Annotated in this window: 13 protein-coding genes; 11 read left to right on the top strand and 2 right to left on the bottom strand. The window is 63.8% G+C overall.

Features of this window, described 5'->3' with window-relative positions; genetic code table 11:
- Window positions 1-2: 2 nt before the first annotated feature.
- Genes CIT25_RS06630 through CIT25_RS06600 form a run of 7 tightly spaced genes read left to right on the top strand, consistent with a single transcriptional unit; the run spans window position 3 to window position 6972 of the window.
- Window positions 3-1163, top strand: coding sequence for a CaiB/BaiF CoA transferase family protein (locus CIT25_RS06630; protein WP_095483747.1), 1161 nt, complete (start codon window positions 3-5; stop codon window positions 1161-1163).
- Window positions 1160-2326, top strand: a complete 1167-nt coding sequence (locus CIT25_RS06625) for an ABC transporter substrate-binding protein (protein WP_095483746.1) — start codon at window positions 1160-1162, stop codon at window positions 2324-2326. Before CIT25_RS06630 ends, CIT25_RS06625 begins: the two co-directional genes overlap by 4 nt.
- A 20-nt stretch (window positions 2327-2346) precedes the next feature.
- The gene (locus CIT25_RS06620) at window positions 2347-3534 is read left to right on the top strand and encodes an ABC transporter substrate-binding protein (protein ID WP_095483745.1); all 1188 of its coding nucleotides are present in this window, start codon (window positions 2347-2349) and stop codon (window positions 3532-3534) included.
- Between the two features lie 58 nt (window positions 3535-3592).
- Window positions 3593-4330, top strand: coding sequence for an ATP-binding cassette domain-containing protein (locus tag CIT25_RS06615; protein ID WP_095484000.1), 738 nt, complete (start codon window positions 3593-3595; stop codon window positions 4328-4330).
- Complete coding sequence (locus CIT25_RS06610) at window positions 4323-5054, top strand: ATP-binding cassette domain-containing protein (protein ID WP_095483744.1); 732 nt, start codon at window positions 4323-4325, stop codon at window positions 5052-5054. The genes CIT25_RS06615 and CIT25_RS06610 overlap by 8 nt, the downstream gene beginning before the upstream one ends.
- Window positions 5051-6001 carry an ABC transporter permease gene (locus tag CIT25_RS06605; RefSeq protein ID WP_095483743.1) on the top strand — a complete coding sequence of 317 codons (951 nt, stop codon included), beginning with the start codon at window positions 5051-5053 and terminating at the stop codon, window positions 5999-6001. Before CIT25_RS06610 ends, CIT25_RS06605 begins: the two co-directional genes overlap by 4 nt.
- 5 nt (window positions 6002-6006) lie before the next feature.
- The gene (locus tag CIT25_RS06600) at window positions 6007-6972 is read left to right on the top strand and encodes an ABC transporter permease (RefSeq protein ID WP_095483742.1); all 966 of its coding nucleotides are present in this window, start codon (window positions 6007-6009) and stop codon (window positions 6970-6972) included.
- A gap of 20 nt (window positions 6973-6992) precedes the next feature.
- Here CIT25_RS06600 and CIT25_RS06595 read toward each other — a convergent pair whose 3' ends face one another.
- Together CIT25_RS06595 and CIT25_RS06590 are read right to left on the bottom strand one after the other, a co-directional pair.
- Window positions 6993-7829, bottom strand: a complete 837-nt coding sequence (locus tag CIT25_RS06595; protein WP_095483999.1) for an amidohydrolase family protein — start codon at window positions 7827-7829, stop codon at window positions 6993-6995.
- Between the two features lie 65 nt (window positions 7830-7894).
- A complete protein-coding gene (locus CIT25_RS06590) occupies window positions 7895-8680 on the bottom strand; it encodes an IclR family transcriptional regulator (RefSeq protein WP_095483741.1) in 786 nt (261 codons plus the stop codon).
- Between the two features lie 164 nt (window positions 8681-8844).
- Between CIT25_RS06590 and CIT25_RS06585 the strand changes: the two genes are divergently transcribed.
- The 4 genes from CIT25_RS06585 to CIT25_RS06570 all read left to right on the top strand — a co-directional run bounded on the left by CIT25_RS06585 (window position 8845) and on the right by CIT25_RS06570 (window position 13173).
- Window positions 8845-10164, top strand: coding sequence for a type 2 periplasmic-binding domain-containing protein (locus CIT25_RS06585; RefSeq protein WP_095483740.1), 1320 nt, complete (start codon window positions 8845-8847; stop codon window positions 10162-10164).
- A gap of 144 nt (window positions 10165-10308) precedes the next feature.
- Entirely contained in the window at window positions 10309-11205 is an 897-nt protein-coding gene (locus CIT25_RS06580) for a carbohydrate ABC transporter permease (protein WP_095483739.1), read from the top strand.
- Window positions 11206-11207: 2 nt separating this feature from the next.
- Window positions 11208-12074 (top strand): carbohydrate ABC transporter permease, encoded by an 867-nt coding sequence (locus tag CIT25_RS06575; protein ID WP_095483738.1) that lies wholly within the window; start codon window positions 11208-11210, stop codon window positions 12072-12074.
- A gap of 1 nt (window position 12075) precedes the next feature.
- Window positions 12076-13173 carry an ABC transporter ATP-binding protein gene (locus CIT25_RS06570; RefSeq protein WP_095483737.1) on the top strand — a complete coding sequence of 366 codons (1098 nt, stop codon included), beginning with the start codon at window positions 12076-12078 and terminating at the stop codon, window positions 13171-13173.
- Window positions 13174-13176 lie beyond the last annotated feature (3 nt).

The raw sequence follows: 13176 nt of genomic DNA, 5'->3' as shown, positions 1-13176 counted from the left end.
CGATGGCCGCCGCCGCCGAATTGCCGCTGACCGGCCTAGTCGTCGTCGACATGAGCCAGTTCCTGTCCGGGCCTTACTGCTCGCTGCGACTGATCGATCTCGGCGCCCGTGTCATCAAGATCGAGCGGCCGGACGGCGGTGACCTGTCGCGCCGGCTTTATCTCAGCGACACCGAGATCGGTGGCGATTCCACCATCTTCCATGCCATCAACCGGGCCAAGGAAAGTCTTGCCATCGACCTCAAGGACGCGGCCGACCTTGCGGCGCTACGCGGCCTGCTGGCCAAGGCCGACGTGCTGATCCAGAATTTTCGGCCAGGTGTCATTGAGCGCCTGGGCCTCGACTTTGAGGCGGTGCGCAAGATCAACCCGCGCCTAGTCTATGCGTCGATCAGCGGCTATGGCGAGGAAGGTCCCTGGGTCAAGCGGCCCGGTCAGGATCTGCTGGCGCAGGCACGCTCGGGCGTGATGTGGCTCAACGGCGACGAGGACCAGGGACCGGTGCCTTTCGGCCTGGCAATTGCCGACATGCTGGCGGGCTCCGCCGCCGCGCAAGGAATTCTTGCCGCACTGGTGCGGCGCGGCGTGACCGGCACGGGCAGCCATGTCGAGACCAGCCTGCTCGAAGCGCTGGTCGACTTCCAGTTCGAGGTGCTGACCACGCATCTCAATGACGGGCGCCGCCTGCCGCGGCGATCGGCCTTCCGCAGCGCCCATGCCTATCTATCGGCGCCTTACGGCGTCTATCCGGCCAAGGACGGTTATCTGGCGATCGCCATGACGCCGATCCCGAAGCTGGCCGATCTTCTGGGGCTCGAAGAGCTTGCGCCCTACCGCGACCAGCCGTCGACATGGTTCACCGCCCGCGACGAGATCAAGGCGATCATCGCGCAAAAAATCGCGACGAAGACGGTCGACGAGTGGCTTGCCATCCTCGAGCCTGCCGATATCTGGTGCGCCAAGGTGTTGAGCTGGCCGGAAATGATGGCAAGCGAAGGCTTCCAGGTTCTCGACATGCTGCAGACGGTGACGCGCGAGGATGACGTCTCGATCCTCACCACGCGCTCGCCGCTCCGGGTCGATGGTGTGCGTGCGAAGGTCGAGCGCGCCGCGCCACGCATCGGCGAGCACAGCGCAAAGATCCGCAAGGAGTTCGGGCTGTGAGCGACGTGAGGCTCAAAGGCATGACCTGGAGCCATCCGCGCGGCTACGACCCGATGGTCGCCTGTTCGGCACTGTGGAAGCAGCGGACTGGCGTTACTATCGAATGGGACAAGCGCTCGCTGCAGGATTTCGAATCCTTCCCGGTCGAGGAACTGGCCCGTGCCTATGATTTGATCGTCATCGATCATCCGCATGTCGGCCAGATCACCGCCGAGAATTGCCTGGCGCCGCTCGACGTCGCGGGCCGCGAAGCGGAACGTGCGACGCTGGCGGCGGGCAGCGTCGGTCGGTCCTATCCGAGCTACAACTGGCAAGGCCGGCAGTGGGCGTTTCCGATCGATACGGCGAGCCAGGTGCAAGCGTGGCGGCCTGATATGCTTTCCGCTCAGCCGGCGAGCTGGAGCGAAATGCTCGATCTGGCGCGGCAAGGCCACATGCTGTTGCCGCTCAGGCCGCCGCATTCGCTGATGGTGTTCTACACGCTTGCCGGCAATCTCGGCCGGCCCGCCGTCGAGGAGCCTGGCGCTCACGTAAACGCTGATGTGGGCAGCCGCGTTTTCGAGATGATGCGCGAGATCGCGGCTCTCGTAGACCCGGCCTGCCTCGGCATGGACCCGATCGACGTCCTGGAGGAAATGGCCAGGTCCGGCTCGCGGATCGCCTGCGCGCCGCTGATCTATGGCTATGTCTCCTATGCCATTGCCGGATTCCGGACCAACCGCCTTGCCTTCGCGGACATCCCGGCTGCGGGCAATGCCGATCCGGTCGGCTCGGCGCTCGGCGGCACCGGCATCGCCGTGTCGGCCTTTTCGAAGGCCAAGCAGGCGGCCATCGACTTCGCTTACTGGATCGCCAGCGGTGACGTGCAGCGCGGCCCCTATGCTTTGGCCGGCGGCCAGCCTGGCCACGCCGCAGCCTGGGACGATGCCGCCGTCAATGCAGCCGCCGGCAATTTCTACAAGGATACGCGCGCCACACTCGAAGGCGCCTGGGTCAGGCCACGCCACGATGGCTACATGGCCTTCCAGCAGGCGGCGTCCGATCGCATCAATCTCGGCCTGACCGAAAAGCACGATGCCGGCCGCGTCGTCGCCGATCTTAATCGCCTGTTTCTGGAGAGTTTCCCGGCACGGGTGTCCGGCACTGCCGGTGGAGGAGCCTGAAACAACGAATGGAGGAGACTATGAACAGCCTGATCCGCGGCCTTATGGCTGCGACCGCCCTTGCATCGATCACGACAATTGCCTGCGCCCAGGACGTTTCGGGCGTGATCGCTGGACTGCCAACTGAACTGAAGGCGCAATATGACGGCGCGCCGCAGAAGATCCTGCCATCGGCGTGGGACAATTTCACGCCGCCGGCGAAGCCGTGGAAATGGTGCCACTCGGAATCCTACCAGGGCAATCCGTGGCGGGTCACCGTCACCAAGGAGTTGAAGCGGCTTGTCGACGGACTGATCGCCGACGGCACGGTGGCGAGCTTCGAAGTGTCGGACTCCAACAACGATGCCAGCCAGCAGATCAACCAGATCCGCGCCTTCATCGATAAGAAATGTTCGATCATCACCTCGATCCCCGGCTCGGCGACGGCGCTGGATGATGCCATCGATGCCGCCGCAAAGGCCGGCATTCCCTTCATCACGGCGGCTGGGTCGGTGACCAGCCCGAATGCCATCAACGTCGATTCCAACTATGCCCGCTGGGGCTACGACATGATGACGGCGATCGGCAAGGCAATACCGGGTGGCGGCAGCATACTTCTGGTCGAAGGCATCGCAGGTCATCCGATCGTCGTGCAGGAGCGTCAGGGCGCCGACAAGGCGCTGGCCGAGAACCCCAAGCTCAAGGTCTCGCGCAGCGTCAACGGCAACTGGACGGCCAATGTCACCAAGACGACGGTATTGCAGGCGATCGCCACCAATCCGGCGCCGATCGATGCGGTGTGGACGACGGGCAGCGAAAGCCGCGTCGTCGCCGAGGCCTTTGCCGAGGCCGGCCGCCCTGCCCCGCTCATCACCGGCTCGATCACCGGCGACGCGCTCGGCTACTGGAAAGCCAATCCGGACAAATATCGCTTCGAAGGCCATGCGGTTCTGCCGCACTGGACCGCCGAGACATTGTTCCGCATTGGGGCGCGTATGCTCGACGGGCAAAAGCCGAAGCTCAACACGCTGCTGATCCCGATTCCGCCGGTCCACAACGCCGACCTGGGCACCTGGTACAAGGACTGTATGACGGCGGACGCAGTCTCGATCTTCCCGGTTCCGCCGGAGGATCCGATGCCGGAAGAATGGCTCGATGCCTATTTCGCCAATCCCGCGCCGACCAAGGGCTGGGATTATTCGAAGGTGCCGGACGCCTGCGCCAAGTAAGCTCATGAACGCCGGCTCCGCTCAGGCAGAGCCGGCTTTTCCCTATCAGGAATCCCTCATGCTGGAAGTCCAGGGTGTCTCGAAACGCTATGGCGAAACGGTCGCTCTCGCGAATGCCTCCATCGCGTTCCGCGCCGGCACGATCCACACCATCCTGGGCGAGAACGGTTCGGGCAAGAGCACCCTGGTCAAGCTGCTGTCGGGAATTGTCCAGCCGGACAGCGGCACGATCCTGCTCAATGGGTCGCCCTTTGCCGGCTTCGGACCGGCGGCGTTCCAGGCCGCCGGTTTCGCCACCGTGTTCCAGGAAGTGCTGATCGCACCTGACCGTTCAGTGACGGACAACATCCTGCTCGGCCTCGATGGCTTACTGACGCGCACCGTGCCGCGCGCCGAGCGGCACCAGCGCGCGCAAGCGGTGCTGAAACAATTCGCGGTTACCGAGATCCCGCTCGACCAGTTGGCCGGGCAATTGCCGCTGGCCGTTCAGCAGCTTGTGGTGCTTGCCCGCGCCGTGGTTCGCAACCCGCGCATTCTCATTCTCGACGAGGTGACGGCGGCGCTCGACTTCGCCGACCGCGAGGCGGTTTTCGCCATGATGCGCAAGCTTGCCTCCGAAGGTTGCCTGATCCTGTTCATCACCCATCGCATGGACGAGGTGATGACGCTTTCCGATCGGATTTCCGTCCTGCGCGGCGGCAGCGTGGTGACGACCGAGGAACGCGGCACGTCCACCGCCTCCGAGCTTCTCAAGGCGATGGCGCCACGCACGGCGGCGGAGCTGGCGCATGGCTGATCGCGCTACCCTTTCGGTGCGCAGCCTGGTGATCGCGCCGGGCGCAAGCCCCGTGACACAAGCCATTGCGCCGGGCGAGATTGTCGGTCTTGCCGGCCTCGACGGCCATGGACAAGAGCGGTTCCTGAAAGTGCTGGCCGGGCTGGAACGGCCGGCCGCCGGCGATGTGACCATCGAAGCCCGCGCGATCACCAGCTTCCGCAAGGCGGTCGCCAGCGGCATCGCCTATTTGCCGCGCGACCGGCGCTCCACCGGCATCTTCCCGACCCAATCGGTGCTTGATAATTTTGCCGTCTCGACATTGTCGCGTGACATGCGTTTCGGCCTGCTCAGCTTCGCAGCACGGCGGCGGCGCTACGAGGCCTACCGCGAAAAACTCTCCATCGTCGCGCCACGGCCGGATGCCTCGATCACCACGCTTTCCGGCGGCAACCAGCAGAAGGTGCTGCTGGCCAGGGCACTGGCGCTGGAGCCGGCGATCCTGCTCCTCAACGACCCGACGCGCGGTGTCGACGTGGCGACGCGCCATGTCCTCTACGATGTCTTCCGGGGACTCGCGGCGGACGGCATGGCTCTGGTCATTCTGTCGAGCGAGATCGAGGAGATCCTCCTGCTTTGCCATCGCGTGCTGGTTTTCCGCGAACAGCAGGTGGCGGCTGAAATCACCGGAAACGAGATGAAAAGCGATACGGTGATCGCCGCCATGTTCGGACGCGCGGCATGAGCGGGTTTCGGCGCATGGCGGAGCGATGGCGCGGCGCGGGTTTTGCGACGGTGCTGCTGGTCATCCTGATCGCGGTCAATCTGCTGCTCAATCCGTCACGCTTCCATCCTTCCGCCTGGGGCGCGCTGATCGGGCTCGCCGCACCGTTGATCGGCGCAGCACTTGCCTCGGCTCCGGTGATCCTGGCCGGGCGTGGCGGCATCGACATTTCCGTCGGGCCGCTGATGGGCTTCGTCAATGCGATCGTCATCCAGCTGCTGTTTCTCAAGCTCGGCATATCTTCGCCGCTGGTCATCGTGCCGGCAGCGCTTTTGATCGGCGCGATCGTCGGCGCGGCCAACGGCTTTCTGGCGACCGTCGTTCGCATCCAGCCGATCGTCGCGACGCTTGGCACCTATCTGATCCTGACCGGGATGACGCTGACTATCCTGCCGGCGCCGATCGGCCCGGCGCCAGTCTGGCTGAAGGCGATGGCCGGCCCGTGGTCGGCACTGCCGCTGGCGCTGATCTTCCTGTTCTGGTGGCTGGTGCGGCAGACCCCCTACTACGACCAGCTGATGGCGGTGGGCAGCGATGACCGCGCCGCTTACACGGCCGGCGTTCCGGTCACCAAAGTCCGTTTCATCGCCTATGTCATGACCGGCATTCTCGCCGCCTGCGCGGGCTTGATGCTGACGGCGCTGATCGGTTCGGCCGATCCCAACATCGGACCAACCTACACGCTGATCGCGATCGCGGCGGTGGCGCTCGGCGGCGTCAGCCTTGCCGGCGGGCGCGGCGGTCTTCTGGGCGCCGCGATTGGCGCCATCGATATCTTCCTGCTGCAGAGCGTGCTGACCGCCTTCAACGTCTCCACCTATGTGCTGCAGATCGCCTATGGCGTCATTCTGGTTGTAGCGGTCATCATGACGGCGCTGCAGGAACGGCTCTCCGGACGGAAAGGCTGAGAAGCATGAGCCAGACCTGGTTTCAGTCCACCAATGCCCGCGTCGCAGGCGCCTTTGCGGTCGCTGCCGCCTTGCAGATTGTCGGCACGCTGCTCATCCCGGGCTATTCCGCGCCGTTCGCCATCCGCGCGCTGCTGGTCATCGCTTCGCTGCTGGCGGTGGCATCGATCGGCCAGACCCTCGTCGTCATTCTAGGCGGCATCGACCTGTCGATCCCCTTCATTATCGGCTTCGCAAATGTCGTTGCGGCACAGCTCTACGGCGCCGGCTGGAATTTTGCCCTTGTCTGCGTGATCGTTGGCGTGCTCGCCGTGCTGATCGGGGCGCTGAACGGCCTGATCTCGCGCGGGCTCGACATCCACCCGCTGATCGTCACGCTTGGCGTTGGCATGATCGTGCAAGGCGCCGTGCTGTTGTGGACCGGCGGCTTTCCATCCGGATCGGCGCCTGCAGCTGTTTCCGCCTTCGTCTCGATCGGCGGTTCGGTCGGACCGCTGCCGGTGCCGGCGCTGGTGCCCTGCGTCGCGGTGCTGACCTTGCTGGTGGCGCTGGTGCTGGCGCGCACGGCCTACGGCCGCCGCCTTTACGCGCTTGGCAGCAACCCCGGTGCAGCCCCGCTGGCGCTGATCGATCCGGTCCGCATGTGGACGGTGACCTACGCGGCAAGCGCTTTCTTTGCTGCCGCGGCTGGCGTGCTGCTGCTCGGCTTCACCGGTTCGGCCTATGGCGATGTCGGCCAGCCCTATCTGTTCCAGACCATCGCGGCGGTCGTGGTCGGGGGCGCCGCCCTTGTCGGCGGCCGCGGCAATTATTTCGGCACCATCGCCGGCGTGCTGGTGCTGACGGAGATCAACACGCTGCTGATCGGCCTTGGCTTCCGGCCCTCAACCATGCAGGCTGCACTTGGTCTGGTCATCGTGCTGCTGGTTTCGCTTTACGGTCGCGAGCGGCACGTATCGGCGACAATCTGAGGCAGAGCCCGCTAACTCTTCTACAAACTCCACAGCCGCTTCGCGTTGGCGGAGAGCAGCTTTTGCCGTTCCTCGGCGCTTGCGCCGCCAAGCAGCGCATGCGTCGCTGCAACCCAGGTCGCCAGCCCGCCGCCAAGCGTGCAGACCGGCCAGTCGCTGCCCCACACGACGCGGTCCCAGCCGAAGCATTTGATGGTGTACTCGACATAGGGGCGCAGGGTATCGACGGTCCATGAACCGGCATCCGCATAGGCGACCACGCCGGAGATCTTGCCGACGACGTTCGGACGCCGCGCGATCTCCGTCATATGCTCGCGCCATGGGTGCTCACCATCCCCTTTGATGTCGGGCACGCCGCAATGGTCGAGCACGAACTGCACATCCGGCGCGAGATCGGCGAGTGCGATCGCTCTTGGGATTTGATGCGGCAGAACGACGAGATCGAAGGTCAGGCCGGTGCCGGCAAGCCGCTTGATGTTCTCCCGGAACAGTGCGCCTTCCGACAGCTCGTCCGGCATGACGTGCAACACACGCCGGAAACCCTTGACGAAGGGATCGGCGCGCTGCGCCTCCAGGTAGGCGGCAAAGCCCGGTTCTTCCGGTCGGCAGGAGGCGATTGCGCCGCGCAACAGACTACCCCTCTGTTGTGACAGCGCCTTCACGTGGCCGGTTTCGGCCTCGATGTCGGCGGGTTCGACATCGACCTCCATGTGGAATGCGCCCTCTATGCCGGCGCGGCGAGCCTGGACTGCATATTCGTCGTGGGAAAAGTCGCGATTGAGCGCCGGCACACCGGAGAGCCAGGGGTAGCGCAGCGCCGACTGGTCGATCAGGTGCAGATGGGTATCGAAGATCATCGGCGCGCTCCTCCTCTGGCGTTTCAGGATCATCTCACGGAGAAATTCTTCATTCAAATAAGAATTCACTTCGAGTTGACGGCCGATCCCGCCAGTTGCGAGAGTTTTTCGCTCGCCGCCCGCAGCAATTCGATTGTCCTAGTGATGTCGGGCGCCTTTGGGGCATTGACCAGCGTTATATAGGGGATCGACAGCGCCGCGATTGCCCTGCCGTCAGAGCCAAGAACGGGTGCCGTCAGATTGAACACGCCGGCGGTCTGCAGCGACGCCATCATCTCATAGCCGCGCTCGCGGACTTGGTCGAGGCGGGCAAAGAACTCCGGTGACTGAGGCGGCCTGTCGGTGCTGCGCAGATGTTCGGAGATCATCATCTGCCGCTCTTCCGGCGAGTGGAAGGCCAGCAGCACATGTCCCGATCCGGTATCGAACAGGCTGATATGCGAGCCGACGCGGATCGAGATGCCCCAATAGTCCGGCGCCTCCTGCTGCGCGATCACTACCGCGGAACCGCGGTCGAAGACGACGAGCTGGTTTGCCTGCTGCGAGGTTTCGGCAAGCTCGCGCATCAGCGGCGTCGCGTAGGAAACCAGCCGTCGCACCGGCGCGTGCAACTGCGCCAGGCCAAACAGCTTGAGCGTCAGCGAATAACGATCGCCGTCGGGCCGCGCGACGTAGCCCCGTCGCACCAGCCGGTCCAGCATGCGGTAGAACTCGTTGGGGCTGCGGTCGAGCTTCTTGGCGATTTCCGCTTGCGTCAGGCCACCGTCGACGCCGGCCAGAAGCTCGAGAATGTCGAGCCCCTTGTCCAGCGCCGGGGCACGATATCGGTCATCGTCCTCGTCCTCCGCCATAATCGCTCCCCAGTGAATTTCAGCTTTCATATACGCACAATGGCCAGCATCCGGAAAGAACTTTCAACTTGACGACCGCATAAATGTTTTGTTTGTATATGAATGAAGCGCGCAGATCGGGTCCTGGATATGGGTCGCCATCGCACGCCGTTGGGAGGAACCAAATGACCAGACTGTTTTACGGCCTGTCGGCCGGCGTGGCGCTGCTTGCGCTTGGCGCGGGCGCTGCTTTTGCTGCCGAACTGCCCGGCAAGTTCGACGGCGTCACCATCGACGCCAAGCTGATTGGCGGCCAGCAATATGAAGGGCTCTACGCGCGCATCGGCGAATGGGAAAAGCTGACCGGCGCCAAGGTCAACGTGATCTCGAAGAAGAACCACTTCGAACTCGACAAGGAAATCAAGTCGGACATCGCGTCCGGCAGCATCAACTGGTGCGTCGGCTCGAACCATTCGTCCTTCGCGCCGCAATATCCTGACATCTACACCGATCTCAACGCGCTGCTGCCCAAGGAGGAAGTCGCCGCCTTCGTGCCGTCGACGATCAAGGCCTCGACGCTCGACGGAAAGCTGGCGATGCTGCCGCGTGCGCAGTTCGACGTCTCCGCGCTCTACTACCAGAAAAGCCTTTATCAGGACGAGGCCAAGAAGGCCGCCTACAAGGCCAAGTATGGCGCGGAACTGGTGCCGCCCGACACCTGGGACGAAGTCGCCCAGCAGGCGGAATTCTTCGCCAGCCCGCCGGATTTCTACGGCACCCAGTTCGCTGGCAAGGAAGAGGCGATCAACGGCCGCTTCTACGAGATGCTCATCGCCGAGGGGGGCGAGTATCTCGACAAGGACGGCAAGCCCGCCTTCAACTCGGAGGCCGGCGTGCAGGCGCTCGACTGGTTCGTCAATCTCTACAAGGCCAAGGCGGTGCCGGCCGGCACCACCAATTATCTCTGGGACGATCTTGGCCAGGGCTTTGCCTCGGGCACCGTCGCCATCAATCTCGACTGGCCGGGCTGGGCAGGGTTCTTCAACGATCCGAAGTCGTCGAAGGTCGCCGGCAATGTCGGGGTGAAGGTGGCGCCGAAGGGTTCGGCCGGCATTCGCACCGGCTGGTCGGGGCATCATGGATTTTCAGTCACCGAAAACTGCGCCAGCAAAGAAGCCGCGGCATCTTTGGTCTGGTTCCTGACCAACGAGGACAGCCAGAAACTTGAAGCTGCAAGCGGACCACTGCCGACCCGCACCGCGGTGTGGGACTGGGACATCCAGCAAGCGGCCGGCGATCCTTACAAGACGGAAGTGCTGGCCGCTTTCCAGGAACAGGCAAAGCACGCTTTCGCCGTGCCGCAGACGCCTGAATGGATCGAAATCTCCAACGCGGTCTATCCCGAGTTGCAGGCGGCCATCCTCGGCGACAAGACCTCCAAGCAGGCTCTGGACGACGCTGCCGCCAAGGCCACCCAGATCCTCGAAGACGCCGGCAAGCTTTGACATCTTTCCACGGGGCGCTGCGCTTATCGAAGAGCGGCGCCCCCGACCCGTTTCTAGACCGACCATGCGCAACACGCTTTGTCTTGATCCGAGCTCGCCGATAACGGCCTTCGGTGTCCGGGCACCAACCAGAACCGGATCGACATGAAAGGCTGGAGACCCTCGCCGCCGTTGCTGCTCCTGCTTCCGGCGATCATCGTACTGGCGGCGGTGGTGGTCTTGCCGCTGCTGCTTTCGCTCTACTCCAGCTTCACGCCGTTCCGGCTGACCAAGCCGGAGACACTCTGGGTCTTCATCGGCGCGCGCAACTACATCAACATCCTGAGCAACGGGGATTTCTGGATCGCCTTCGCCCGCACCGTGGTGCTGCTGACGGTCGCGCTCAATCTGGAAATGCTGATCGGGCTGGGGCTGGCGCTGCTGGTGGAGAAGGCGTCGCGCGGGCAACGGGTGCTGCGCACCATCATGATGTTCCCGATGATGTTTTCGCCGATCCTGGTCGGCTTCCAGTTCAAATTCATGTTCAACGACAATATCGGCCTGGTGAACAACGCCTTGCAGGCGCTCGGCCTGACCGACCGCGCCATCCCGTGGCTGATCGACGGCAATCTCGCCTTCATCGCCATCCTCACCGCCGAAATCTGGTCGTCGACTTCGGTGTTTGCGATCCTGATCCTTGCCGGATTGCTGGCGATGCCGCGCGAGCCGGTCGAGGCAGCCCGCGTCGACGGCTGTACGCCGTGGCAGACATTTCGTTATGTCACCTGGCCTTTCATCATGCCGTTTGCTTCCATCGCCATGACCATCCGCTCGCTCGACGTGGCGCGCGCCTATGACATCGTCAAGATCATGACCGACGGCGGTCCCGCCGGCCGCACCGAACTCGTCTGGACGCTCGTCGCCCGCACCGCCTACAGCGACGCCAGGATGGGCATGGCCAACGCCATGGCCTATTTCTCGATCCTGCTGTCGATCCTGTTCACCGTCTATTTCTACCGCAAGCTTGCCGCGGCGCGCACGCAGATCGCGGCGGAGTGGTGAGGATGGACCAGAACAGCCTGCATCGCGTCCGCAACAAGGCGCTCGGCATCGCTCACGGCGTCGGATTGTTCCTTGCCATGCTGGTCATCTGCCTGCCCGGCATCTGGATCGTGCTGTCGTCGCTGCGGCCGACCGTCGAGATCATGGCCAAGCCGCCGGTGTGGATCCCGCAGGAGCTTTCGCTCGACGCCTACGTCGCCATGTTCAGCGGCATCGGCAAGGGCGGCATCCCGGTGCTCGACTATTTCCGCAATTCGCTGATCGTCTCGGTGACCTCGACGGTGATCGCCATCGCCATTGGCATGGCCGGCGGCTACGCCTTTGCCCGCTATCGCTTCCGCGCCAAGTCGGCGATGTTCCTCGGCCTGATGCTGACGCGCACGGTGCCCGGCATCGCGCTGTCGCTGCCGCTGTTCTTCGTCTTTGCACGGCTCGGCATAATCGACACGCATTTCGGCCTGATCCTGGTCTATGTCGCACTCAACGTGCCCTTCACCATCTGGCTGATCGACGGCTTTTTCCGCCAGGTGCCGAAAGATCTCGCCGAGGCCGCGCAGATCGATGGCTGCACGCGCTGGCAGGCCTTCTGGCAGGTCGAGTTTCCGCTTGCCGGGCCTGGCATCGCCTCGGCCGGCATCTTTGCCTTCCTCACCTCGTGGAACGAGTTCGCGCTGGCCTCGCAGCTGACGCGCTCGATCAACTCCAAGACGCTGCCGGTCGGCCTGCTCGACTATACGGCCGAGTTCACCATCGACTGGCGCGGCATGTGCGCGCTGGCCGTCGTGATGATCATACCGGCGCTCACGCTTACCTTCATCGTCCAGAAACATCTCGTCGGCGGTCTCACCTCCGGCGCGGTGAAAGGCTGACATGGCAACCGTATCCCTGAAGAAACTCACCAAAAGCTACGGCCCAGTGGCGGTCGTGCACGGCATCGACCTCGAGGTCGCCGACCGCGAGTTCATCGCGCTGGTCGGTCCGTCCGGCTGCGGCAAGTCGACAACCCTACGCATGATCGCCGGCCTCGAGGACATCAGCGACGGCGTCATCGAGATCGGCGGCCGCATGGTCAACGATCTGCCGCCGCGTTCGCGCAACATCTCGATGGTGTTCCAGTCCTATGCGCTCTATCCGCACATGACGGTGCGCGAAAACCTCGGCTTCTCGCTCAAGATCGCGGGCGCCTCGAAAGAGGAAATGGATCGCCGTGTCGCCGAGGCATCGGGTATTCTCGGTCTCGACCAACTGCTCGACCGCCGGCCGTCACAACTGTCGGGCGGACAGCGCCAACGCGTCGCCATGGGTCGCGCCATCGTGCGCGATCCCGACGTCTTCCTGTTCGACGAGCCGCTTTCCAATCTCGACGCCAAGCTTCGAACGCAGATGCGCACCGAGATCAAGAAGCTGCACGCCAAGGTCAAATCGACGGTGATCTACGTCACCCATGACCAGGTCGAGGCGATGACGCTCGCCGACCGTATCGTCATCATGCGCGACGGTTTCATCGAGCAGGTCGGCACCCCCGACGAGGTCTTCCGCCGGCCGCAGACGCGCTTCGTGGCCGGCTTCATCGGCTCGCCGCCGATGAATCTGCATGAGGCAGCGATTGACGACGGACAGCTGCTGTTCGCCAGTGGCGAGAGACTGCCCCTGCCCAGCCAGTTCAAAGCCAATGTCGGAACCGGCGACAAGGTGGTGTTCGGCTTGAGACCCGACGATATCTATCCGACGGGACACGGCATCAGTTCCGGCGAGGACGCCGATGTCCACCAGTTAGAGTTGCCGGTGACCGTCACCGAGCCGCTCGGCAACGAGACGCTGGTGTTCGCCGAATTCAACGGCAGTGACTGGGTATCCCGTATGCTCAATCCGAAACCGCTCAGGGCCGGCGACCGGGTGAAAATGAGCCTGGACCTGTCGCAGGCCCATCTGTTTTCTACCGATACCGGCAAGACATTGCGAGGTTGACGT

The sequence above is a fragment of the Mesorhizobium mediterraneum genome (assembly GCF_002284565.1).
Classification (GTDB): domain Bacteria; phylum Pseudomonadota; class Alphaproteobacteria; order Rhizobiales; family Rhizobiaceae; genus Mesorhizobium; species Mesorhizobium mediterraneum.
The sequence above is the reverse complement of the archived record's forward strand: the minus strand, read 5'-3'. Positions and strand labels throughout refer to the sequence as shown.

Bases quoted from the DNA above. Each gene is read 5' to 3' on its own strand.
- CIT25_RS06630 (WP_095483747.1), top strand. From the start codon at position 3: ATGGCCGCCGCCGCCGAATTGCCGCTGACCGGCCTAGTCGTCGTCGAC.
- CIT25_RS06620 (WP_095483745.1), top strand. From the start codon at position 2,347: ATGAACAGCCTGATCCGCGGCCTTATGGCTGCGACCGCCCTTGCATCG.
- CIT25_RS06615 (WP_095484000.1), top strand. From the start codon at position 3,593: ATGCTGGAAGTCCAGGGTGTCTCGAAACGCTATGGCGAAACGGTCGCT.
- CIT25_RS06610 (WP_095483744.1), top strand. From the start codon at position 4,323: ATGGCTGATCGCGCTACCCTTTCGGTGCGCAGCCTGGTGATCGCGCCG.
- CIT25_RS06605 (WP_095483743.1), top strand. From the start codon at position 5,051: ATGAGCGGGTTTCGGCGCATGGCGGAGCGATGGCGCGGCGCGGGTTTT.
- CIT25_RS06600 (WP_095483742.1), top strand. From the start codon at position 6,007: ATGAGCCAGACCTGGTTTCAGTCCACCAATGCCCGCGTCGCAGGCGCC.
- CIT25_RS06595 (WP_095483999.1), bottom strand. From the start codon at position 7,829: ATGATCTTCGATACCCATCTGCACCTGATCGACCAGTCGGCGCTGCGC.
- CIT25_RS06590 (WP_095483741.1), bottom strand. From the start codon at position 8,680: ATGGCGGAGGACGAGGACGATGACCGATATCGTGCCCCGGCGCTGGAC.
- CIT25_RS06585 (WP_095483740.1), top strand. From the start codon at position 8,845: ATGACCAGACTGTTTTACGGCCTGTCGGCCGGCGTGGCGCTGCTTGCG.
- CIT25_RS06580 (WP_095483739.1), top strand. From the start codon at position 10,309: ATGAAAGGCTGGAGACCCTCGCCGCCGTTGCTGCTCCTGCTTCCGGCG.
- CIT25_RS06575 (WP_095483738.1), top strand. From the start codon at position 11,208: ATGGACCAGAACAGCCTGCATCGCGTCCGCAACAAGGCGCTCGGCATC.
- CIT25_RS06570 (WP_095483737.1), top strand. From the start codon at position 12,076: ATGGCAACCGTATCCCTGAAGAAACTCACCAAAAGCTACGGCCCAGTG.